This window comes from Cryobacterium adonitolivorans (genome assembly GCF_004402695.1).
GTDB classification, from domain to species: Bacteria; Actinomycetota; Actinomycetes; order Actinomycetales; family Microbacteriaceae; genus Cryobacterium; species Cryobacterium adonitolivorans.
On record NZ_SOFL01000005.1, the window covers coordinates 1 to 22,090 of the forward strand.

At 69.2% G+C, this 22,090-nt stretch carries 19 protein-coding genes and 1 pseudogene; 8 read left to right on the plus strand and 12 right to left on the minus strand.

Annotated features, from left to right (window positions below; all coding sequences use genetic code 11):
• The 3 genes and pseudogenes from E3O42_RS01780 to E3O42_RS01795 all read right to left on the minus strand — a co-directional run.
• Positions 1-300, minus strand: a pseudogene (locus E3O42_RS01780) (hypothetical protein); the annotation flags it as partial.
• 588 nt (positions 301-888) lie between these two features.
• On the minus strand, positions 889-1,254 hold the full coding sequence (locus E3O42_RS01790) for a TraR/DksA family transcriptional regulator (RefSeq protein WP_241984566.1): 366 nt from the start codon (positions 1,252-1,254) through the stop codon (positions 889-891).
• A gap of 14 nt (positions 1,255-1,268) precedes the next feature.
• Positions 1,269-2,873 carry a molybdopterin-dependent oxidoreductase gene (locus E3O42_RS01795; RefSeq protein WP_134452234.1) on the minus strand — a complete coding sequence of 535 codons (1,605 nt, stop codon included), beginning with the start codon at positions 2,871-2,873 and terminating at the stop codon, positions 1,269-1,271.
• A gap of 485 nt (positions 2,874-3,358) precedes the next feature.
• Here E3O42_RS01795 and E3O42_RS01800 point away from each other — a divergent pair, with 485 nt between their 5' ends.
• The 6 genes from E3O42_RS01800 to E3O42_RS01825 all read left to right on the plus strand — a co-directional run bounded on the left by E3O42_RS01800 (position 3,359) and on the right by E3O42_RS01825 (position 12,257).
• Entirely contained in the window at positions 3,359-5,071 is a 1,713-nt protein-coding gene (locus E3O42_RS01800; protein ID WP_241984567.1) for a glycosyltransferase family 2 protein, read from the plus strand.
• Positions 5,071-5,802 carry an efflux RND transporter periplasmic adaptor subunit gene (locus E3O42_RS01805; protein WP_134452235.1) on the plus strand — a complete coding sequence of 244 codons (732 nt, stop codon included), beginning with the start codon at positions 5,071-5,073 and terminating at the stop codon, positions 5,800-5,802. The genes E3O42_RS01800 and E3O42_RS01805 overlap by 1 nt, the downstream gene beginning before the upstream one ends.
• On the plus strand, positions 5,799-7,877 hold the full coding sequence (locus E3O42_RS01810) for a glycosyl hydrolase (RefSeq protein ID WP_134452236.1): 2,079 nt from the start codon (positions 5,799-5,801) through the stop codon (positions 7,875-7,877). The genes E3O42_RS01805 and E3O42_RS01810 overlap by 4 nt, the downstream gene beginning before the upstream one ends.
• A gap of 30 nt (positions 7,878-7,907) precedes the next feature.
• A complete protein-coding gene (locus tag E3O42_RS01815) occupies positions 7,908-10,421 on the plus strand; it encodes a DEAD/DEAH box helicase (protein ID WP_134452237.1) in 2,514 nt (837 codons plus the stop codon).
• Positions 10,422-10,442: 21 nt separating this feature from the next.
• Positions 10,443-10,925 (plus strand): Lrp/AsnC family transcriptional regulator, encoded by a 483-nt coding sequence (locus E3O42_RS01820; protein ID WP_134452238.1) that lies wholly within the window; start codon positions 10,443-10,445, stop codon positions 10,923-10,925.
• A gap of 147 nt (positions 10,926-11,072) precedes the next feature.
• Positions 11,073-12,257 carry a Gfo/Idh/MocA family protein gene (locus E3O42_RS01825; protein ID WP_134452239.1) on the plus strand — a complete coding sequence of 395 codons (1,185 nt, stop codon included), beginning with the start codon at positions 11,073-11,075 and terminating at the stop codon, positions 12,255-12,257.
• Between the two features lie 54 nt (positions 12,258-12,311).
• Here the strand turns inward: E3O42_RS01825 and E3O42_RS01830 are convergent, their stop codons facing one another.
• The 4 genes from E3O42_RS01830 to E3O42_RS18260 form a co-directional block, all read right to left on the minus strand.
• On the minus strand, positions 12,312-12,752 hold the full coding sequence (locus tag E3O42_RS01830; RefSeq protein ID WP_134452240.1) for a LysM peptidoglycan-binding domain-containing protein: 441 nt from the start codon (positions 12,750-12,752) through the stop codon (positions 12,312-12,314).
• Positions 12,753-13,136: 384 nt separating this feature from the next.
• On the minus strand, positions 13,137-14,516 hold the full coding sequence (locus E3O42_RS01835) for an L-serine ammonia-lyase (protein WP_134452241.1): 1,380 nt from the start codon (positions 14,514-14,516) through the stop codon (positions 13,137-13,139).
• A 22-nt stretch (positions 14,517-14,538) separates the two neighbouring features.
• Positions 14,539-14,952 carry a helix-turn-helix transcriptional regulator gene (locus E3O42_RS18255; protein ID WP_198414037.1) on the minus strand — a complete coding sequence of 138 codons (414 nt, stop codon included), beginning with the start codon at positions 14,950-14,952 and terminating at the stop codon, positions 14,539-14,541.
• The gene (locus E3O42_RS18260) at positions 14,919-15,185 is read right to left on the minus strand and encodes a hypothetical protein (RefSeq protein ID WP_198414038.1); all 267 of its coding nucleotides are present in this window, start codon (positions 15,183-15,185) and stop codon (positions 14,919-14,921) included. Before E3O42_RS18260 ends, E3O42_RS18255 begins: the two co-directional genes overlap by 34 nt.
• On the opposite strand from E3O42_RS18260, the gene E3O42_RS17875 reads away from it, so the two are divergent.
• Complete coding sequence (locus E3O42_RS17875) at positions 15,163-15,330, plus strand: hypothetical protein (RefSeq protein WP_166787868.1); 168 nt, start codon at positions 15,163-15,165, stop codon at positions 15,328-15,330. The two genes, E3O42_RS18260 and E3O42_RS17875, sit on opposite strands and share 23 nt — an antisense overlap.
• 19 nt (positions 15,331-15,349) lie before the next feature.
• Here E3O42_RS17875 and E3O42_RS01845 read toward each other — a convergent pair whose 3' ends face one another.
• The 5 genes from E3O42_RS01845 to E3O42_RS01865 form a co-directional block, all read right to left on the minus strand.
• The gene (locus tag E3O42_RS01845) at positions 15,350-15,940 is read right to left on the minus strand and encodes a CoA-binding protein (protein WP_241984568.1); all 591 of its coding nucleotides are present in this window, start codon (positions 15,938-15,940) and stop codon (positions 15,350-15,352) included.
• Entirely contained in the window at positions 15,937-17,238 is a 1,302-nt protein-coding gene (locus E3O42_RS01850; protein WP_134452242.1) for an O-acetylhomoserine aminocarboxypropyltransferase/cysteine synthase family protein, read from the minus strand. Before E3O42_RS01850 ends, E3O42_RS01845 begins: the two co-directional genes overlap by 4 nt.
• Positions 17,239-17,302: 64 nt before the next feature.
• The gene (locus E3O42_RS01855) at positions 17,303-18,304 is read right to left on the minus strand and encodes a YeiH family protein (RefSeq protein WP_241984569.1); all 1,002 of its coding nucleotides are present in this window, start codon (positions 18,302-18,304) and stop codon (positions 17,303-17,305) included.
• A gap of 35 nt (positions 18,305-18,339) precedes the next feature.
• On the minus strand, positions 18,340-19,440 hold the full coding sequence (locus E3O42_RS01860; RefSeq protein ID WP_134452244.1) for a fatty acid desaturase family protein: 1,101 nt from the start codon (positions 19,438-19,440) through the stop codon (positions 18,340-18,342).
• A 190-nt stretch (positions 19,441-19,630) separates the two neighbouring features.
• Positions 19,631-21,193 carry a dolichyl-phosphate-mannose--protein mannosyltransferase gene (locus E3O42_RS01865; RefSeq protein WP_241984570.1) on the minus strand — a complete coding sequence of 521 codons (1,563 nt, stop codon included), beginning with the start codon at positions 21,191-21,193 and terminating at the stop codon, positions 19,631-19,633.
• An 18-nt stretch (positions 21,194-21,211) separates the two neighbouring features.
• Between E3O42_RS01865 and rsmI the strand changes: the two genes are divergently transcribed.
• Complete coding sequence (gene rsmI, locus E3O42_RS01870) at positions 21,212-22,087, plus strand: 16S rRNA (cytidine(1402)-2'-O)-methyltransferase (protein WP_134452246.1); 876 nt, start codon at positions 21,212-21,214, stop codon at positions 22,085-22,087.
• Positions 22,088-22,090 lie beyond the last annotated feature (3 nt).

Here is a 22,090-nt window from a genome sequence, read left to right on the forward strand (position 1 = left end):
GCCGTCGACGTCGGGCCGCACCACCAGTCGGCGCTTGGCGAAGCCGGCGTCGGCGCGCTCCTGCAGCGGAACCGGGTGCATCCGCTCGAGGATCCGGCCGGCGACTCGGACGAACTGGGTGGAGGTGAGCTTCTCCGCGGCGGGCAGCACCTTCGCTTCGAACGCGGGCAGGATTACCTCGGGAACGCCCTCGGTGAGATCAAGCATCTTCAACGCGTGGCCCCAGGTGATGCTGCCGCGGCTGAGCGCCGCGTGGAAGGCGGGGAGCTGGCGGGTGAACCGGGCGGCGTTGAAGATCATGATGCCCGCCGTGGTGGCTGTCAGACGCAGTGCNGCCCGCCGTGGTGGCTGTCAGACGCAGTGCACCGGCGGCTTCGGCGGCCATGCACCGGCGGGAGAGTTCTTCGTCGTCCCAGGCCGGGCCGTGCGCGCCGGTGTCGGGATCGTTCCGGCCGGACTCGACAGGGTCACCGCCCAGGGCCGCGATAATGCGCGGCTCATGGCCGAGCCGGTCCAGCTGCGCGAGCAGGCGGGTGCGCTCGGCGTAACCAGCCGCGATGGTCTTCTCGTTCTCGATCAGCGGGTTGATGACGGCGCTGATCGCGGCCGCTATCGGGTCAACCGCCGGGTCGGAGGCTGGTTCGGCGGCGGCATTCGATATCTCGGCAGCCGCGGGGTCCGCGGCGTCATCGGGGGTGTCTCCGGGTGTGGCAGCTGAGGTGGCCATAGGGACAGTGAACCACCCACCACCGACACTCAAAGGCCCCACAAACCAGCTGTGGAAAGGTCGTAAAAGACCGGCCTGTGGAGGAGGGGCACCGTGCCAGTCGTGGAGTGTGGACAGCAAATTCTGGGTCCCTCAGAGACAGCGGGAACCGCTTTATCCATCTACCCTTCGCGGGCGCAGTGGATGCAGAGTTTCGCCGCCGGGCGGGCCTCGAGCCGCTCGCGGCCGATCGGTTCGCCCCGGCGCAGGCACCGGCCGTAGCTGCCGTCGTCGATGCGCAGCAGGGCGGCGTCGATGGCGGCCAGGGACGCGGCCAGTTCGGCGTGCACCCCCGCCCGGAGCGACCACTCGTCGGAGAGGGTCGGGCCCTCCGGGTCGTGCTCGTCGTCGGCATCGCCGCCGCTGCGTGCCGCGCGCACGGCGTTCAGGGTGTCACCCTGCCGGCCCAGCTCCAGCTCGAGGTCGCGGCGCTGCCGACGCAGCAGCCCGCCGAAGTGGGCGATGGCCCTCGTGCTCAGCGCAGGCACCGGCTCAGCCACTCTCAGGAGACCGACACGCTGATCTCGTGCAAGCCGGTGGCGCCATCAGGTGCCACATCGGCGAGCTTGCTGGTCTGCACCAGGCCGTTGGCGTCCGTGGCCCGCACCCGAAGGGTGTGTGAGCCGCCGGTGGCCGGCCAGTCCCAGCGCCACTGCCGCCAGGTGTCGACGGAGATCGCGTCGGCCAGGGTCGCGGCGTTCCAGTTGCCGCCGTCCACCTGCACGTCGACGGCCGAGATACCCACGTGCTGGCTCCACGCGACGCCGGCCACCGTCACGGTTCCGGCGGCGACGGTCGCGTTCTCGCGGGGCACGTCCACGCGGGAGGACAACTTCACCGGTCCCTTCTCCGACCAGCCGCGAGTGGACCAATAGGCCGTCTCCTGGCCGAACCTGGTGACCACCAGTTCGGTGACCCATTTCGTCGCCGACACGTATCCGTACAGGCCCGGCACCACCATCCGCACCGGGTAGCCGTGCTCGAGCGGCAGCGGGTCGCCGTTCATGCCCACCGCGAGGATCGAGTTGCGGTCGTCGGTGAGGGCCTCGAGCGGGGTGCTGGCGGTCCAACCGTCCTGGCTGCGGGACAGCACCATGTCGGCCTCGGCGAGCGGCCTGGCGCGTGCGAGCAGTTCGCGGATCGGGTAGCCCAGCCAGACGGCGTTGCCGATCAGGTCGCCGCCCACGTAGTTCGACACGCAGGCCAGCGTGGTGGTGCTCTCCTCAAGCGGCAGGGCCAGCAGCTCGGCGAAATCGATCTCCACCTCGTTCTCGACCAGTCCGGTGATCTTCAGGGTCCAGGCCGACGGGTCGATGCGCGGCACCGAGAGGGCGGTGTCGATGCGGTAGAACTCGGCGTTGGGGGTGATGATCGGCGTGAGGCCGTCGATCTCGAACGATGCCCCGGCGGGGACGGGCGCGCCCGGCACGGCCGCGGGTGGCAGGGTGAACAGCGCCCTGGCGGCATCCGCTGCCCGGCTGCCTGCAGTGAGCAGCTGGCCGCCGATCGCCGCGAGTACGCCGACACCGGCGCTGACGCCCGTGTAGGCGAGAAACCGGCGCCGGTCCAACGCGGCCCGCGCTGCTGCTGCCGGCGTGACGGATGCCGCTGCCGCGGGTGCCCTGCCGGCGCGCAGCCTGTTGGTGAGCATCGTGAGTACCAGGGCCGCCACCACCATCGCCAGCACCGGCGGCACGGCGTCGAACGGGGACGCCCCGGCGCGGGTGAGCGCGGCGGCGAGCGCGACCAGGCCTGCGGCCACGATCACGAACCGGCCGAATGGCGGCCGACGGTATTCGAGGATGCCGGCCAGCGCCGCCAGGACCGCCGCGACCAGGGCAATGAAGACGAGCAGCGCGACCTTGTCGCCGGTGCCGAACAGCGAGATCACCAGCTCCTTGACCCAGGCCGGTGCCAGGTCGATCAGGAGCGCACCGACCACCAGCACCGGGCTGGCACCTGGCGCGATGAGCCCGGCGGCAAGTTCGGCGAGGCCGAAACCGGCGAGCACGGCCGCCAGGCCGGCGAGCGCAGCCAGCCAGGTCGTTCCCCGGCCGAGCGCTGCCGCGGAAACACCGGCCGACGAGGGAGGCAACGGGCTAGACATGGCCTCAGCATAGGTTCGCGCGCTGGGAGATGTGCGGGCAAAAGTACTGGACCGGCCTTACGAAAGCCTTACGTGAGTGAGTCGGGCGCCTCCGTGAGTCGGGCGGGAGTCAGGGTTACGGCGGTGTTACGAACACGAGAACGTTGCGGGAACCGCTAGGTGGATCATGGCTGTGCGTTCTACGGTGAGACCTACCCGCCACGACGAACGGTCGAACCCGACCTCCCCGTTCGCCGTCTACGCCGTCCCTTGGCACCTCGACGCTCCATCCGCTCCAAGATCTTCGCAGGACCCCGATCCCGATGGATCCCGCGACACCACGGACGCCGAAGCCCACTTCCCTCCCGCCAGCACCCACTGGCGGTCGGTTTGTCGTGTGCGCTCCGGCTCTATCGCCCAGCAGTTCGAATCAGCTTCTCCGCGAACCTCGCCCGAGATCCCGTTCGCGAACCCCGGACCCGAATCCGGCACGGAAAGAGAGACGGATGACCACCCTTCATCCCAGCCCTGGCGTTCCCAGCACCGCCGAGTCCAGTGTGGATTCTGTGGTGCCGCCCGAGGCCATGCATCGAATTCCCGCCCACAAAATGCCGATCGACGCCGGACGGGGCCGGCCCGCGCCAACGGGTCACGCCCACTCGCCGTCGCTCGTGATGCTGGTGCTGATCGCCACAGTCGGCATCCTGGCCTACGCCCACTTCCTGCTCGATCCGGCCAGCCGCGGCGACTGGTTGCCGTATTCGCTGGTCATCGTGGCCGAGTCGATCTTGATCTTCCAGGCGCTACTGTCGATGTGGACGATCTTGTCCGGGTCGAGCGACCCGCGGGAGTTCAACGTGCACCAGGCCCAGGCGACCCTGGTCCACAGTCGATCCGTCGCCAGGGATGGTCTGGGGGACGCGCCCGAACGGTGGCCCCTGCGTCTGGGTGAGCACCCGGCCACCATCGACGTGTTCGTCACGACGTATGGCGAGGACCTCGACGTGATCCGAACGACCGTGACTGCGGTGCGCGCGATGCACGGCGAGCACCTCACCTGGGTGCTGGACGACGGCCGCTCGGATGAGGTCCGTGATGTGGCCGCCGAGCTGGGCGTGCGCTACCTGCGCCGGCTGAGTTCGAACGGCGCCAAAGCGGGCAACGTCAATCACGCGCTCACAGTGAGCACCGCGGAGTACTTCGTGATCTTCGACGCGGACTTCGTGCCCAAGCCGGAGTTCCTCATCGAGACCGTGCCGTTCTTCATCGATGACAAGGTCGCCTTCGTGCAAACCCCACAGGCCTACAGCAACCTGCACAATGTCATCTCCCGCGGCGCCGGCTACATGCAGGCCGTCTTCTACAGGTTCATCCAGCCCGGCCGCAACCGGTTCAACGCTGCGTTCTGCGTGGGCACCAACGTGATCTTCCGTCGAGATGCCATCAACGACATCGGCGGCATGTACACCGACTCCAAGTCCGAAGACGTCTGGACGTCGCTCAAGCTGCACGAGCGGGGCTGGAAGACCATCTACATCCCCACCGTGCTGGCAACCGGGCACGCGCCGGACACCGTGGAGGCGTACACCAAGCAGCAGCTCCGCTGGGCCACGGGAGGCTTCGAGATCCTTCTGCACAGCAACCCGCTCAGCCCTCGCCGCCGCCTCACCTTCGACCAGCGTCTGCAGTACCTGGTGACGGCATCCTTCTACCTCACCGGGATCGCGCCGCTGTTGCTGTTGTTGGTGCCGCCGCTGGAGATCTACCTCGACCTGCAACCGATGAACCTCTCCACGACGGTGGTGACCTGGCTGCTGTACTACGCGGGCTTCTACCTGATGCAGGTGCTCCTGGCGTTCTACACGATGGGATCATTCCGCTGGGAGACCCTGATGCTGGCCACGGCATCGTTCCCCATCTACGTGGCAGCGCTGATCAACGTCCTGGTTGGCAAGGAACAGCACTGGAGCGCCACGGGCGATCGATCCCGGGTGAGATCGCCGTTCAACTTCATGATTCCGCAGGTACTGTTCTTCGTGTTCCTCCTGCTCACGTCGGTGGTGGCGGTGTGGCGTGACCAATCGATCGGCACCCTCACCCTGGCCACGGCATGGAATGTGACCAATACGGTGATCCTCGGCACTTTCGTCGGCACGGCGCTGCTTGAGGCGCACGGCGCACGTCGCGCCCGCGCCCTGACCCGGAAGATGGTGTCCTGATGACCTGGGCCAATCGGTTCAAGCTCTTCTTCGGCCTCGTCGCCGTCGTCGGCATCGTCGCGGTCCTCACGCTCGTGTTCAACCAGCGACAGGCCCAGGTGATGAGCGCCTCCGCCTCGATCCAGGCGGCGGAGTATCCGGTGGGCTCCGACTATGGCGGAACCGTGCTGGATCGGCTCGTCGACGACGGCGACCTCGTGCGCGCCGGCCAGCCGCTGTTCACCCTGCAAAGCCCCACCCTGCAAGCCGACCTTGCCGAAGGGCTGGTCACGGTCGACAGTGTGGCCTACTCGGTCGGCGACGACGGCGTGCTGACCCTGACCGCCTCCGTCGATGGCACCCTCACCGACATCACCACCGAGCGCGGGTCCTTCGTGCAGGCCGGCCAGGTGCTCGCCGTCATCGACCAGACCGGATCCCTGTTCGTGTCGGCCGACTTCGTGCTCACCAGCGGCGATTACGCGCGGATCGAACCCGGCGCCGCCGTCGACATCGTGCTGCCCAACCAGACCCGGGTGGCCGGCACCATGGACACCCTGGACGTGCAGACGGCCGACGGCCAGGCCGAGACCACGGCGAAGGTCGTGAGCCCGGACCTCGTCGACGGCGCCGCCAACGGGCTCATCGCTCCCGGCACTCCGGTGACGGCGACGATCGCGTTGCGCGACGACGGCCTCCTCGCCGGCGCCAGCGACGGCCTGTTCGGCTTTCTGCGAACGATCGGCCTGTGAGCGTGCGGAGAACGAGAAGCACCGTCGCCGTGGCCGCCGCGCTCGTGATCGTCGCCGCTCTCGCAGCGTGCACCCCGGCGGATGCCCCGCGCGCCGCCGGCACCGCGGCGGCGAGCCCCGGCGCGGACATCTTCCCCAGCGCGGAGGTGACGCCGCTCGTCGACGCCGTTCCCCAGCGGAGCGTGAAGCCACTCCCGGCGGCGCGCCTCGCCGACGGGCTGATCCCGCCGACCAGCCGGTGGTTCTCCGGCCTGGTCTTCGGCGAGGAATCGATGCCGGTGTTCCCGCTGCCGCTGACCTTCCAACTCACCGACACCGGCTTCTCCTTCGGACTGCCGGAGGTGTCGACCGACCCCGCCGTGATCCGGGGCGGTTTCGCCGGGCAGATCGGCGTGCAGGTCGGCCCCGACGACACTGCCATGGAGCAGAAGGTGACGGCCTACGACGAGGCATCCGTCACCATCGGGCAGTTTCTCGATGGCGCTCAGGTCGGCCGGACGGTGATCGCCGAAGGGTCGCCGTTCGTCTCGTTCACGGCCACGGAGGACGTCGACCTGGCCATGCCGACGGCCTTCACCGAGGCCACCGGGGCCGACGGCGGCGCCTGGACCGTCGACGTGGCAGGTGACACCTACGGCCTGGTCAGCGGCGGCACGCTCTCGGCCGGTACCGACCTGACCCTCGCGGCGGGCGAGTCCGCGACCTGGTTCGCCCTGCCACCCGACGGCGCGCTCGATACCTTCGTGGCGGCAGCGGGCCACCCGGTCACCGGCACCCGCGTCGAGTACCAGGCGGGCACCGATACCGCCACCACGACCATCCACTACGTCACCAGCGATGGCGGCGACACCCTGATCGCCGCAATGCCCCACCAAACCGCGGGACGTGCCGCTGAATCTGACTGCGACGCAGGCGAATACCCGAGCATCTACGGTGTGCTGGCAGTGTGCCGGGGCTCGAAGCTGAGCTGGTCGGTGCCCGCAGTCGCACCCAGCGGTGCCCTGGACCTTTCGTCCCTCGGCGACGAGGACCGCGCACGTCTGGCCGACCAGGTGCGCGCGGATGTGGCGGCCACCAAGACCTTCGCGGCCGACACCTACTTCGGCGGCAAGTCCCTCTACCGGGCCGCCAACCTGCTCGAGGTGGCCAGGCAGGTGGGCGCCGACGATTCGGTGGCCACGCTCACCGAACGGCTCAGCACCGCCCTCGACGACTGGACGGACCCCGACGGCTGTGCCCTGCGTACCGAACGGTGCTTCGTCTACGACCCGGACGCGAAGGGGATCGTGGGCCTGGCCACCTCGTTCGGCTCTGAGGAGTTCAACGACCACCACTTCCACTACGGCTACTTCTTCTATGCCGCGGCGGTGGTCGCCGCCGACAACCCCGAGGCTGTTCAACGCTGGGCGCCTGTGCTGAACCTGCTCGCCGCCGATCTCGCCTCCAGCGGAGGCAGCGACCTCTTTCCCGCCCGGCGGGTGTTCGACGCCTACGCCGGCCACTCCTGGGCCAGCGGCACCTCGCCGTTCGGCGACGGCAACAACCAGGAGTCCAGTTCGGAGGCCGTGACCGCCTGGAACGGGTTGGCCCTCTGGGCCGCCGTCAGCGACCAGGCGAACCTCACCGCCGCGGCCGAGTGGATGCTCTCCAGCGAGGCGGCGTCCTCCCGCGCCTACTGGACAGACTTCGACCTGGACGAGCCGGTCTACCGGGGATTCGACCACACCGTCACCTCGCTGGTCTGGGGCGGCAAACGCGACTACGCCACCTGGTTCAGCGCCGAGCCCAGCGCCATGCTGGGCATCCTGGTGCTGCCGATGAGCCCCGTCGCCGGGTACCTCGGCGGCGACCCCGACCGGGTGACGGCGAACCTCGCCGACGCCCTGTCGAATGACAACTACGACGTGATGTTCGGCGACTACCTGCTGATGTACGCCGGTCTGCGCGGCCCGGAGGCCGCATCCGCCGCCCTGACTGTGGCCGAGAAGCTGCCGGAGGAACGGATCGACGACGGCAACAGCCGCAGCTACCTGCTGGCCTGGCTGATGCGGTGGAGGACGCCGACGGTCGGATAGCGGAGTCGGATAGGGGAGGATTGGGGGATCATGGCAACCCTCACCGCCCTCCCGCACGTCACCGACCCCGACCAGCTTTTCGAGGCATTCGAATCCTGGGCGTCGGATGCGGGCCTGCGGCTGTACCCGGCGCAGGAGGAAGCGGTCATCGAGATCGTGTCGGGGGCGCACCTGATCCTCTCCACCCCCACCGGCACTGGCAAGTCCCTGGTGGCCGTCGGTGCGCACTTCGCCGCCCTCTCGGCCGGCAAGCGCAGCTTCTACACCGCCCCGATCAAGGCGCTTGTGAGCGAGAAGTTCTTCGCCCTGGTCGAGATCTTCGGCGCCGAGAACGTGGGCATGATGACCGGCGACTCGTCGGTCAACTCCGACGCCCCGATCATCTGCTGCACCGCCGAGATCCTCGCCAACCTGGCCCTGCGCAACGGCGAGGACACCCCGGTCGACCAGGTCGTGATGGACGAGTTCCACTTCTACTCCGACCCCGACCGCGGCTGGGCCTGGCAGGTGCCGTTGTTGCTGCTGCCGCGGGTGCAGTTCATCCTGATGTCGGCCACCCTCGGCGACGTCACCGACATCGCCGCCGACCTGTCCCGCCGCACCAACCGCGACACCGCCGTCGTCACTGGCGTGGAGCGTCCGGTTCCGCTGCATTACTTCTACGAGACCACCCCGGTGCACGAGACCGTGGAGGACCTGCTCAAGACCGGTCAGGCGCCCGTCTACATCGTGCACTTCGCCCAGGCCGCCGCCCTCGAACGGGCCCAGGCGCTCTCCAGCGTGAAGGTCGTCACCAAGGAGCAGAAGGAGGCCATCGCCGAGCTCATCGGTGAGTTCAGGTTCACCACCAGCTTCGGCAAGACGCTCTCCAGGCTCATCCGGATGGGCATCGGTGTGCACCACGCCGGCATGCTGCCCAAGTACCGCCGCCTGGTGGAGCAGCTCGCCCAGCGGGGCCTGCTCCGGGTGATCTGCGGCACCGACACCCTCGGCGTCGGCATCAACGTGCCCATTCGCAGCGTGCTCTTCACCGCGCTGACCAAGTACGACGGCGTCAAGATGCGCCAGCTCAACGCCCGTGAATTCCACCAGATCGCCGGCCGGGCCGGCCGGGCCGGTTTCGACACCGCCGGCACCGTGATGATCCAGGCGCCCGACCACGAGACCGAGAACCTCAAGGCCATTCAGAAGGCCGGCGACGACCCCAAGAAGAAGCGCAAGATCATCCGCAAGCGTGCCCCCGAGGGCTTCGTCTCCTGGGGCGAGCCGTCGTTCCGGCGCCTTGTGGACGCCGAGCCGGAGACCCTCACCTCGAGCATGCAGATGACCAGCGCCATGCTGATCAACGTGATCGCCCGCGGCGGTGACGCGTTCGCGAACGTGTACTCGCTGGTGTTCGACAACCACGAACCGTGGAAACGCCAGCTCGCCCACGCCCGACGGGCCCTGGGCATCTACAAGACCCTGCGCGCGGCCGGGATCGTGGAGCAACATTTCGACGAGCTCAACGACCGGGTGGACATCCGCCTGACCGTCGATCTGCAGGCGAACTTCGCGCTCAACCAGCCGCTGTCGCCCTTTGCGCTGGCCGCGTTCGACCTGCTAGACATCGAGGCGCCCACCTACGCCCTCGACATGATCTCGGTGCTCGAATCGACCCTCGACGACCCGCGTCCGGTGCTGATGGGCCAGCAGTTCGCGGCCCGCGGCGAGGCCGTGAACGCCATGAAGAGCGAGGGCATCGAATACGACCAGCGGATGGAGCTGCTCGAGGAGATCACCTGGCCCAAGCCGCTCGACGAGCTGCTCAGCTACGCGTTCGAGACCTACAAGCAGTCCCAGCCCTGGATCGCCGACTTCCCGCTGCGACCCAAGACCGTGGTGCGCGACATGTACGAACGGGCCATGTCGTTCGGCGAGTTCGTGGCCTACTACAAGCTCGCCCGCAGCGAGGGAGTGGTGCTGCGCTACCTCTCGGATGCCTACCGGGCCGCCCGGCAGACCATCCCTGACGAGGCCAAGACCGAAGACCTGCTCGACCTGATCGAGTGGCTCGGCGAGCTCGTGCGGCAGGTGGACTCCAGCCTGCTCGACGAGTGGGAGGAACTCATCCACCCCGACCTGGCCGCGCACGAAAGCACCGCGAACGCCGTGGTGCCACCCGCGCCGCACCGGCTCACCACCAACACCCGGGCGTTCCGGATCCTGGTGCGCAACGAGCTGTTCCGACGGGTGCAGCTGGCCGCGCTGGAGAATTACGACGCCCTCGGCGACCTCGACCGCGACAGCGGCTTCGGGGCGGATGCCTGGGCCGACGCCATGGACGGCTACTACGCCGAACACGACGAGTTGCTGGCCGGGGCGAACGCCCGCGGCGCCGGGTTGCTCATCCTCGACGAGGGCGCCACGGTCTGGACCGCCAGGCAGATTTTCGACGACCCGGCCGGCGACCACGACTGGGGTATCAGCGCCACTATCGACCTCGCCGAGAGCGACGAGGCCGGCTTCGCCGTGCTGCAGGTGACCGGGATCAACCGGCTCTAGCCGCCGAGACGAGGAATTCGCATGGATGCACCGAAGAAGCGACTGGCCGTCCCCACGGATTCCCTCGACACCGTGGACTGGGGCCTGCTCGGGCTGCTGCGCTCCAACGCACGCCTGTCCAACGCCGCCCTGGCGGCATCGGTGGGTATCGCCGCATCCACCTGCCTCGAACGGGTGCGTTCGCTGGTGAACCGCGGGGTTATCCGCCGGTTCACGGTGGACGTCGACCCGGCCGCGCTGGGGCTTGGCGTGCAGGCCATGATCAGCATCAACATCCACTCGGGCGCCCGGTCGCAGATCACCCCGTTCGCCACCCGCATCCGTGACCTGCCCGAGGTGGTGCAGTTCTTCTTCGTGGGCGGCAACGAGGACTTCCTCGTGCACGTGGCCGTGCGGGACACCGCCGGGCTGCGCCGTTTCGTGGTCGACAACCTCTCGGCCGACCCTGTCGTGGCGGCCACCCGCACCAGCGTCATCTTCGACCACGTGACGCCGCCGCTCTAGCCGCCACCGCCCGCCTCCCATCCCGCGCGCGTCGCCGGACCCAACTGTTCCCGAATCGGACTTTTACGGCCGGTGTGCGGGGCACAATTGTCCGGACGGGGAACAGTTGTGGGCGGCGGGCACAGCGAACCGGCGTAACCTCGGGCCATGGCATCTTCAAACACTCAGCCGGAATCCCCGATCAACACGCCGAAGCCGGCACCCAGGCCGGGCCCGCGGCCCGGCCCCGGCCCGCAGCACGGCGCACAGCCGGACCCGCAGCGGGATGCACAGCCGGCTGGGCGGCCGGCTGTGGCCGCGCTGACCGGGCCCATCCGCGCCGCCGTCATCGGCTTCGGGCTCTCCGGCCGCGTCTTCCACGCGCCGTTCCTCGCGGCCAACCCCGACTTCTCGCTCGAGGCGATCGTGACCGGCGACCCGGAGCGCGGCGCCAGGGCGACCGAGAGCTACCCCGGCGTGCGGATCGTGCCCACCGCCGAGGCTCTGTTCGCCCGGGCGGCCGACCTCGACCTTGTCGTGATCGGCACCCCGCCGGACACCCACGTTGCACTGGCCAACGCCGCCCTCGATGCGGGCCTTGCCGTCGTCATCGACAAGCCGTTCGCGGTGGATTCCGAGCAGGGCTGGGCGCTGCTGAACCGGGCCGAGAGCCTGGGGCTGCCGCTCACGGTGTTCCAGAACCGCCGCTGGGACGGCGACTTCCTCACCCTGCAGGCCCTCCTGGCCGATGGCGCCCTCGGCGACGTCTACAGGTTCGAGTCGAGGTTCGAGTTCTTCAAGCCCGGAACCCCGCGCAGTTGGAAGGCCGGGGCGACCCCTGCCGCGGGCGGCGGCGTGCTCTACGATCTCGGCGCGCACCTGATCGACCAGGCCGTGCTGCTGTTCGGCCCCGTCGATGACTTCACCGCCGAACTGTCCACCCGCCGCCCCGGCGGCGCCGCCGACGACGACTCGTTCGTGTCGCTGCACCACGGCTCCGGGGTGCGCTCGCACCTGTGGGTGAGCTCGTTCGCCGCACAGGCCGGCCCGCGGTTCAGGGTGCTCGGCTCGGCCGCCGGCTACACCAAGTGGGGAGTGGACGGCCAGGAGGCCGCCATCCAGGCCGGCAACCTGCCCAGCGACGCGGACTTCGGACTCGAACCCGAAGCCACCTGGGGCCGGCTCGGCGCTGACGGCGCCAGCCAGGTCGTTCCGACCCAGCGCGGCCGTTACACGGCCTTCTACGAGGGCCTGGCGAACGCGTTGCTGCGCGGAGCCCCGTTGCCGGTGAACGCGGTCGAATCGGCGCACACCATCGAGCTGATCGAACGCATCCACGCCTCCGTGAGCTGACCCGCGCCGGACCGCGCCGCGCCGGACCGGGCCGGACCGGGCCGGGCCGGGTGATCAGCCCGTCTTGGTCCAGTCAAGGTTGATAACCTGTCGGAGGTAGATGTCCTCGCCGAGCCCCGAGACCTTCGGGTTCATGCGCAGGAGTTGCTGCATCGGCAGGTCGAAGCGCTGGGCGATGTCGAAGAACGAGTCGCCCTCGATCACGGTGTAGCTGATCGGGCTGCCGGCGCCGTCGTAAACCGGCGCTGCCTGGGCGCCCGGAATCGCGCCGAGGTCGACGGCGGGGCCCTCCGGAATGGGCTCGGCCGGCACCTCGGGGTTCGCAATGGGGTCTGGGGCGGGCGCCTCGGCCACCGGCGGCGGTGTGGGGGTCGGTGTCGGTGTGGGGGTCGGCGTGGGTGTCGGTGTCGGCGTCTGGGTGACCACAACCGTCGCCGTCACCGTCGGCGCCGGCGCGGCAGCACAGCCGGCCAGCGCCAGGCCACCGACCAGCATTGCCGACAGCATGACGCCCCGCGGGGTCGGCCGGGCGCGGGCGGCGCGGTGCGGAGCAGGTGGGCGCTGAGCACGTGTGAGCGAAGCGGCCGACTGCGGTGAATGGTTGAGAACGTTGATGGTGTACCCCCGAGAAGATAGTTTAGGTCAGGGATTCTCCCGGCACTGCCGACGTGCTGTGCCTAAAACGGGGGGCAGCACGCCGTGGCCCCAGGCCGCCGCTGGGACGGCTTCGGGTCGGCACGGGAAACTTGGCCACAACCCCGACCCCGGAGTTCGGGTTCGGGGTCATCGTGGTCGGGGGCCGGCGGCAGCAGCTCGTCGGGGGGGATCCCCAGGCGGCGGTGGCGGAGGAGGCCGCTGACCCGACGAGCAGGAGCGCGCTCAGCACTCGATGACGTTGACCGCGAGGCCGCCTTCGCTGGTCTCCTTGTACTTGGTCATCATGTCCAGGCCGGTCTGCCGCATCGTCTCGATGACGGTGTCGAGCGACACCAGGTGGGTGCCGTCGCCGTGCAGCGCCAGGCGCGCCGCCGACACGGCCGTCGACGCGGCGATGGCGTTGCGTTCGATGCAGGGCACCTGAACGAGCCCGCCGACGGGGTCGCAGGTGAGGCCGAGGTGGTGCTCCATCGCAATCTCCGCGGCGTTCTCCACCTGGCGCGGGGTTCCGCCGAGCACCGCGCAGAGCGCCCCAGCGGCCATGGCGCAGGCCGAGCCGACCTCGGCCTGGCAGCCGCCTTCGGCGCCGGAGATCGAGGCGTTCGCCTTGACCAGGGAGCCGATCGCCACCGCGGTGAGCAGGAACCGGCGGATGCCGGCCGTGTTCGCGCCGGGGACGAAGCGCAGGTAGTAGTGCGCGACGGCGGGGATGATGCCCGCGGCGCCGTTGGTGGGGGCCGTGACGACGCGGCCGCCGGAGGCGTTCTCCTCGTTCACCGCGAGGGCGAATGCGTGCAGCCACTCGGTCGAGGTGTCCCGCTCGCGCTGGTGCATACCGTCGTATTCCTCGAGCTGCATACGGATCGCGGAGGCGCGGCGTTTGACGCCGAGGCCGCCGGGCAGGGTGCCGGACGCGTCCAGGCCGGCCTCGACGCAGGCGTGCATGGTCGCCCAGATCGCGTCCAGCCCGGCGTCCAGCCTGTCGGTGCCGTGGATGGCCTCCTCGTTGGCGCGGGCGACGTCGCTGATGCCGATGCCGTTGCTGTCGCAGAGCGCCAGCAGGGCGGCGCTGGAGGCGTACGGCATCGGCTGGGCCACCGTGGCTGCGGGCCGGATCGGGTCGCCGTCGCGGCGGATGAAGCCGCCGCCGATGGAGTAGTAGGTCTCCTCGAGCAGGGCAGGGGCGCCCGGGTCGTCGCTCCAGGCCGAGAGCGTCATCGCGTTGGGGTGCCCGGGCAGCCGGGTGCGCGGTTCGAAGACCACATCGCTCTTCTGCACGGCCACCGAGTGGCTGCCGTTCAGCAGCAGGGTGGCCTCGTCGGCGAGGTCGACCCAGCGGTTGCGCACCTCGGCGGGGTCACAGGCCTCGGGAGTGAAGCCGGCCAGTCCCGCCAGGATCGCGTCGGGGGTGCCGTGGCCGAGACCGGTGGACCCGAGCGAGCCGAACAACGAGCAGCGGATTCGGCGCACCTCGGGCAGCCGCCCGGTGTCGGCGAGGTGTCGCGCGAAGGCCAGGGCGGCCCGCATCGGGCCGACCGTGTGGGAACTGGATGGACCGATTCCGATGGAGAAGAGGTCGAGAGCCGATACGTACGCAGTCACACGCTCCATCGTACGCTGGCGGTCAGCCCAGGGCGGCGCGAACCCGGTCCGCCTGGTCGCGCAGGAACCCGAGAACCTCCGCCGAGGCCTCCACGGTGTACGGCACAGTATCGGGAATCCAGAGCAGGTCCGTGGCGAGGCCGGCCAGGTGGTCGCTCGTGATCGGCCACGCTGTCTGGGCCGCGGGCGTCAGGTCGCGGGGTGGGAACATCACCCGGGTCTGCTGCAATGCCTGGATGCGGTCGAGCCTGAAGGTGCGCCAGTAGGTGCGGGCGAGGTCCCAGGCCACCAGGTACCACCGGCGCCCTTGGGGCACCAGTATGTGCGGCTCGGCGCTACGGGAGGATTGCCGGCCGGACGCGGCCGTGTAGCCGAATCGGATCCGTTCGCTGTCCCGGCAGCTCAGAGCCAGCTGGGCCAGAAGGTCGGCATCCACCGTGGGCCCCTGCCCCGGAGCGCCGGCGGCAGCACCTGCTCGAGCTTGGCCAGGGCTCTCAGAGTGGTGTGTTCGGAGCCGCGCAGGCCTGCGGCGGCCTGGGAGCGCAGGCCCACGGCGATGGCGACGCCCTCGTCGTCGGTGAGCAGCAGGTCGGTCACGCCCAGCCTGTCGGCGAGTTTGCGGCTGGACCAGTGCCGGTGAGGCTGGATGAAGACGGCCGCAGCGGTCAACCCGCTCAGTTATGTGGTGCAGGCCGAACGTGACCTGTTCGCCGGCCAGCTGGCCACGCCCGCGGTGGTGGGCGGGTTCGTCGCCGCCACCGCGACGGCCGTGATCGGGCTGTGGGTCGGCATCCGGGCGATGCGGCGGTCGTAAGCCGGAGCCGGCGGGACGGTCAGCGAATGGTCTTGCGCGCCGTGATCTGCCCGGTGTCGAAGCCGAGCAGGTGCAGGCCGCCGTGGAAGCGGGCGTGCTCGATCTTGATGCAGCGGTCCATCACGATGGTGAGACCCTTCGACTCGCCGTACTCGGCGGCCTCCTGGTTCCAGATGCCCAGCTGCACCCACACAGTCGGCGCGCCCATCGCGATGGCGTCGTCGATGACCTGCGGGATGTCGGACGCCTTGCGGAAGACGTCGACGATGTCGGGCACCTCGGGGAGCGACGCCAGGTCGGGGTAGGCCTTCTGGCCCAGGATGGTGTCGGCGCGGGGGTTGACGAAGTAGACCCGGTAGTCGCTTGACTGCTGCATGTAGGTACCCACGAAGTAGCTGGACCTGGCCGGGTTCGGGGAGGCACCCACGATCGCGATCGACTTCGCGCGGCGCAGGATGCCCAGGCGCGCCTTGGCGTCCGGGCCCTCCCAGGTGCGCTGGGTGCGCAGCAGCCTGGCCAACGGGGAGTCGGCGGGAACGTTGCAGCTGAGCCCATTGGTCAGCTGCACCTGTTCGGTGGCGGTGGCGGTGTCCGTGGTCACTGCGCTCACTGGGTTCCTCCCGTGGCGGCGGCCTGGCTGAGTGCCTGGTCGAGATCGTAGATGATGTCGTCGACATCCTCAATGCCCACGCTGATGCGCACCAGGCCGGCCAGCACGCCGGCGTCGGCGAGCTGCTGCTCGCTGAGCTGGGCGTGGGTGGTGGAGGCCGGGTGGATGACGAGGGTCTTGGCGTCGCCGATATTGGCCAGGTGGCTGGCCAGGTCGACGGATTCGATGAAGGTGCGGCCGGCGTCGCGGCCGCCCTTGACACCGAAGCTGAACACCGAGCCCGGGCCCTTGGGCAGGTACTTGAGGCCGCGCTCGTAGTGCGGGTGGCTGGGCAGGCCGGCCCAGTTGACGAAGTCGACGCGCGGGTCTGCGTCCAGCCACTCGGCCACGATGCGGGCGTTGTCCACGTGCGCCTGCAGCCGGTAGGGCAGCGTCTCGACACCCTGGGCGAGCAGGAAGGCAGAGTGCGGGGCGAGGACGGGGCCGATGTCACGCAGCTGCTCGGCGCGGAGCCGGGTGAGGAAGGCGTACTCGCCGAAGTTGCCCGACCACTCCAGGCCGCCGTAGCTGGACACCGGCTCGGTGAAGAGCGGGAACTTGGCGCTGTGCCAGTTGAACCGGCCGCTCTCGACGACCACACCACCGAGGGTGGTGCCGTGGCCGCCGAGGAACTTGGTGGCGGAGTGGATGACGATGTCGGCACCCCACTCGATGGGCCGGCAGAGGTACGGCGTGGCAATGGTCGAGTCGATGATCAGCGGGATGCCGGCGGCGTGCGCCACGGCGGCGAGGCCCTCGATGTCGGCGACCTCACCGGACGGGTTGGCCACGGTCTCGGCGAAGATCAGCTTGGTCTTGTCCGTGATCGCGGCAGCGTAGTCGGCAGGGTCGGCGGACTGCACGAAGGTGGTCTCCACGCCGAACCGGCGCAGGGTGACGTCGAGCTGGGTGATCGAGCCGCCGTAGAGGTTGGCGCTGGAGACGATGTGGTCGCCAGCGCCAGCGAGGCTGGCGAAGGTGATGTACTGGGCGGCAAGGCCCGATGCCGTGGCGACGGCGCCCAGGCCGCCCTCGAGGCTGGCGATGCGCTCCTCGAACGCGGCCACGGTGGGGTTCGACAGCCGTGAGTAGACGTTGCCGTACTTCTGCAGGGCGAAGCGGGCCGCGGCATCCGCGGTGTCGTCGAACACGAACGCGCTGGTCTGGTAGATGGGCAGGGCCCGTGCTCCAGTCACAGCGTCGGGGATGTTCCCGGCGTGGATTGCCCTGGTCGTGAAGCCGTACTCGCGATCTGCCATGCAGTTACGCTACCCGTCCGGAATGGGCGCCCCGGCCGGGCGGCGTAACAGAGCGCCACACGGCTCAGCTGAGGCGCACGGCGGCCAGGGCCAGGGCCGCGATGAGCAGCCACGAGGCCAGGCCGACACCCAGCGCCCGGCCGCCGGTGCGCACGAGGTCGGTCAGGCGCACGGCGGTGCCCAGACCGAACAGTGCCATCGCCAGCAACACGGTCTGCACCAGGTCGGCGGCGTCAAGCACCGTCGGGGGCACCGGAACGAAGGTGCGCACGAGCACCATGACCAGGAAGCCCGCGACGAAGAGGGGCACCACCGGGGGACGCCGGACGGTGCGATCGATTTGGCCTCCCGGCGCCGCACCGGCCGCCACGGCCACCCGCCGGCGCTCGTACACCGCAACGCCCGCCACGAGCGGCGCCAGCATCAGCACCCGGGTGAGCTTGACGACCACGGCCACGGCGAGGGCCGCCGACCCGGCGATCTGCGCCGTGGCGACGACCTGGCCCACATCGTGCACGCCGGCGCCGACCCAGTGGCCGAACTGCAGGTCGGTCAGGCCCAGCGGATGCCAGAGCAGCGGCAGCACGCCGATCGCGAGGGTGCCGCACAGGGTGACCAGCGCCACCGGGGTGGCGGTCTCCCGGTCCCTGGCCTTGACCACGCCGCTCATCGCGCCGATCGCAGAGGCGCCGCAGACGGCGAAGCCCGTGGCGATGAGCAGCGGCTGGTGGCCGAGCAGGCCGACCCGGCGGCCGAGCCACAGGGTGCCGAAGAAGGTCAGCACCACGATGAGCACGGTGCTGGTGATCGTGATCCAGCCCAGACCGATGATGTCCACGAGACTGAGCTTGAGGCCGAGCAGCACCACCCCCAGGCGCATCAGCCGATTGGCTGCCAGCGTCAGCCCGGGGGAGAGCACCCCGGTGAGCGCCGGGCGCAGCACGGGCAGCTGCCCCACCACGATGCCCAGCAGCACGGCCGCGGTTAGCAGCGGCACCGCGGGGACAACGGCGTGCACGCCCCACGCCACGAGCGCGGCGCCCGCGGCCAGCGCAACTCCTCGCATCCACATTGGGTCAACTTTACCCATCGGCGAGGGTGTCAGCGGTGGTGGAAGCGCTGCACCATCGGGCAGTCGAACGGGTCGCGGGCGGCCAGGCCCACCTTGTTGAGATAGGCGACGACGATGCCGTAAGACTCGAACAGGCCGGTCTCGGTGTAGAGGATCTTGTTCGACTCGCAGTATTCCTTGGTGATCTCCTGCGCCTTGCGCAGGTGAGGGCGGGCCATGTTCGGGAACAGGTGGTGCTCGACCTGGTAGTTCAGGCCGCCCATGAAGGTGTCCATGAAGGTGCCGCCGCGGATGTTGCGCGACGTGAGCACCTGGCGACGCAGGAAATCGACCTTGCTCTCGTGCGGCAGCTGCGGCATGCCCTTGTGGTTGGGGGCGAAGGAGGCGCCCATGTAGACACCGAAGACGGCCATCTGCACGCCGACGAAGGCGAACGCCATGCCCAGCGGCAAGAAGTAGAAGATGACGCCCAGGTAGATGACGATACGGCTGGTGAGCATGGTGATCTCGAGCCAGCGCTTGTCGACCTTGCCCTTGCCAAAGACGGTCTTGAAGCCGTGGATGTGCAGGTTGATGCCCTCAAGCGTGAGCAGCGGGAAGAACAGGTAGCCCTGCTTGCGGGTGATGAAGGAGGTGAGCCAGTTGACCTCTGAGGCATCCTTCTCATTGAAGCGGATCACGTCGGGGTCGATGTCGGGGTCCTTGCCCACCACGTTGGGGTTGGCGTGGTGGCGGCTGTGCTTGGTCATCCACCAGGCGTAGCTGATGCCGACGAAGAGGTTCGCGAGGATGCGGCCGGCCCGGTCGTTGGCGGGGCCGGACTGGAAGACCTGGCGGTGCGACGCCTCGTGGGCGAGGAACGCGAACTGGGTGAGGATGATGCCGAGCACGCCGGCGATGATCAGCTGGTACCAGGAGTCGCCGAGCAGCACGAAGCCGACGCCGAGGCCCGCGGTGATCAGCACCAAGGCGGCGAAGACGCCCCAGTAGAAGCCCGTACGGCGGCCGAGCAGACCGAGATTGCGCACGGTGTGCAGCAGGGAGGAGTACTCGGTGGTGGGGTTCTTGGAGTCGCCACCCTTGCGAGTGCGGACAATACGTACCGTGGGTGCGGCAGATGCTTCCGACATGAGGCCTTTGGTTTGTATCTGGACTTCTCAGTCGGTTATAGAGCAAACACTCGTCAAGCAGATACCGGCCATCCTACGGGTTCAGGGCTCAAAAACCCCTCGAATTCACACGCCTTTAACAGGGGATGTATTCCAATTTCGGCATATGTCGCGAGACATGCACGCGCTGCAATAGGAGCGTTGATGCTGGTCAGCGCCAGCTCGGCAGCCAGATGTGCGCCTGCCAGAACGCGAACGGGACCTGGGCACCGGTCCAGAGCGGGAAGTAGTAGGCGCTGACGATCGTGGCCAGGGCCAGGAACACCGCCACGATCGCCCGGCCGGAGCCGCTCTTGAGGAGCAGGCCGATCACCAGGGTGAGGCCGAGGATCAGGTACGGCTCGAACGCGATCGTATAGAACTGGAACACCGTGCGGTTCAGGTACATCAGCCAGGGCAGGTAGCCCGCGACCACACCCATCAGGATCAGGCCGACCCGCCATTCCCGGTAACGCACGAGCCGGTAGGTCAGGTACAGGATGGCGGCGGTGGCCGCCCACCAGATCAGAGGGTTGGCGATGCCGGTGATGGCCTCTGAGCAGGTGGCGTACCCGCAGCCGTTCTCACCCAGGGACGAGCCCTGGTAGTACATGCTCGTGGGCCGGCTCATCAGCAGCCAGGTGAGGGGGTTGGCCTGGTACGGATGCGGGGTGACCAGGCCGACGTGGTAGCCGTAGGCGGCCGACTGGTAGTGCCAGAAGCTCTGCAGGCTGTGCGGCACCCAGGCGAGAGCACCGGTCCAGGCCTGCCCGGCCTGATCTGCCCAGTCCCGGTAGTAGCCGCCGCGGGTGAGGAACCAGCCGGTCCACGAGACCAGGAAGGTCAGCACGGCCACGGGCACCAGGAGCAGGAAGGTCACCGGCCCCTGCTTGAGGATCGCGCCGCTGGCCCAGAACGGCAGCCCCGCCCGACGGCGGGCGAGCGCGTCGACCACCACGAGATAGATGCCGAAGGCGGCCAGGAAGTAGGCCCCCGACCACTTCACCGAACAGGCCAGACCGAAGGCCAGGCCCGCGGCCAGCACCCACGGCCGCCACCAGAGCGCGGGGCCCCAGGTGGGCTCGATCTCGTTGTCCCGCTTCTCGTTCAGCCACTCCCCGAGGCGGGCCCGGTGGTGATCCCGGTCCATCAGCACCGCGCCGAAGCCGAGCAGGGAGAAGAACATCACGTAGTTGTCGAGCAGCGCCACCCGGCTCATCACGATGGCGTTGCCGTCGATGGCGAGGAGGAAACCGGCGATCGTGCTCAGCAGCACCGAGCCGAAGAGCTTCTGGGCGATCAGCATGAGCAGCACGACGGCGAGCAGCCCGACCAGCGCCGTCACGACCCGCCAGGCGAAAGGGTTGTCGGCGCCGAATGCCGCCAGCCCCAGGGCGATCAGCCATTTGCCGAGCGGCGGATGCACCACGAACGACGGTGCGGTGCCGAAGATATTGCTCTGCCCGGCGGCGAACAGGGCGTCGGCTCCATCCGGCCAGGTGGACTCGTAGCCGTTGTTGAACAGGCTCCAGGCGTCCTTCACATAGAACGTCTCGTCGAACACCAGCGTGCCGGGGTGGCCGAGGTTCCAGAACCGCAGGACGCCCGCTAGCAGCACCACCAGCACCGGACCGGCCAGGCGAACCCACCGGTGGGCCCACAGGGCGCTCCAACGGTCGGTCACACGATCGTTCGCAGGGTGGGTGAGGAGCACCTGACCATCGTAGTGAGCCACTGCTGCGAGACTGAGACCATGATCATTCTGGCTGCCACTCCCATCGGAAACCTCGGGGACGCCTCGACCCGCCTGATCGAGGCGCTGCGCACCAGCACCGTCATCGCCGCCGAGGACACCCGGGTGACCGTGCACCTGCTCAAGGCCCTCGGAGTGGAGAACCGGCCCCGGCTGATCGCCCTGCACGACCACAACGAGCGCGGCAAGGCCGCCGAACTCGTCGAACTCGCCCGCGACACCGACCTGCTCGTGCTCAGCGATGCCGGCATGCCCACGGTCTCCGACCCCGGCTTCCACCTGGTGGATGCCGCTGTCGCCGCCGGCGTGACCGTCACGGCGCTGCCCGGCCCGTCGGCCGTGCTCACCGCGCTGGCCGTCTCCGGCCTGCCCACCGACAGGTTCACCTTCGAGGGCTTCCTGCCTCGCAAGCACGGCGAGCGGATGCAGGCGCTGCGCGAGGTGGCCACCGAACGCCGCACCATGGTCTTCTTCGAATCGCCCAACCGGCTCGCCGCCTCGCTCACCGACCTCGCCGCCGCGCTGGGCGCCGACCGCCGCGTGGTGGTCTGCCGGGAACTGACCAAGTTCTACGAAGAGGTCAAGCGGGGCACCGCCGCGGAACTGGCCGAATGGGCCGCGGAGGGCGTCCGCGGCGAGATCTGCATCGTGGTCGCCGGGGCAACCCCCCGGGTGCTTGACCTGGCCACCGGGGTCGAAGAGGTTCTGGCCCTGGTCGCGGCCGGTGCACGCCTGAAGGACGCCGCGGCCGACGTGTCCGCCGCATCAGGGCTCGGCAAGCGCGACCTCTACGAGGCCGCGCTCACCGGCAAGGCCGCCGGTGCCGGGTCGCCCCGCCAGAAGGCCGCCCCGCAGCCCGAGTTGCCGCTGGACTGAGCC

Excerpts from the sequence above, each read along its gene's own strand:
- E3O42_RS01805 (WP_134452235.1), top strand. The coding sequence starts at position 5,071 with ATGACCTGGGCCAATCGGTTCAAGCTCTTCTTCGGCCTCGTCGCCGTC.
- E3O42_RS01830 (WP_134452240.1), bottom strand. The coding sequence starts at position 12,752 with ATGCTGGTCGGTGGCCTGGCGCTGGCCGGCTGTGCTGCCGCGCCGGCG.
- rsmI (WP_134452246.1), top strand. The coding sequence starts at position 21,212 with ATGATCATTCTGGCTGCCACTCCCATCGGAAACCTCGGGGACGCCTCG.
- E3O42_RS01800 (WP_241984567.1), top strand. The coding sequence starts at position 3,359 with ATGACCACCCTTCATCCCAGCCCTGGCGTTCCCAGCACCGCCGAGTCC.
- E3O42_RS01815 (WP_134452237.1), top strand. The coding sequence starts at position 7,908 with ATGGCAACCCTCACCGCCCTCCCGCACGTCACCGACCCCGACCAGCTT.
- E3O42_RS01825 (WP_134452239.1), top strand. The coding sequence starts at position 11,073 with ATGGCATCTTCAAACACTCAGCCGGAATCCCCGATCAACACGCCGAAG.
- E3O42_RS01820 (WP_134452238.1), top strand. The coding sequence starts at position 10,443 with ATGGATGCACCGAAGAAGCGACTGGCCGTCCCCACGGATTCCCTCGAC.
- E3O42_RS01860 (WP_134452244.1), bottom strand. The coding sequence starts at position 19,440 with ATGTCGGAAGCATCTGCCGCACCCACGGTACGTATTGTCCGCACTCGC.
- E3O42_RS01855 (WP_241984569.1), bottom strand. The coding sequence starts at position 18,304 with ATGCGAGGAGTTGCGCTGGCCGCGGGCGCCGCGCTCGTGGCGTGGGGC.
- E3O42_RS17875 (WP_166787868.1), top strand. The coding sequence starts at position 15,163 with ATGAAGACGGCCGCAGCGGTCAACCCGCTCAGTTATGTGGTGCAGGCC.
- E3O42_RS01850 (WP_134452242.1), bottom strand. The coding sequence starts at position 17,238 with ATGGCAGATCGCGAGTACGGCTTCACGACCAGGGCAATCCACGCCGGG.
- E3O42_RS01795 (WP_134452234.1), bottom strand. The coding sequence starts at position 2,873 with ATGTCTAGCCCGTTGCCTCCCTCGTCGGCCGGTGTTTCCGCGGCAGCG.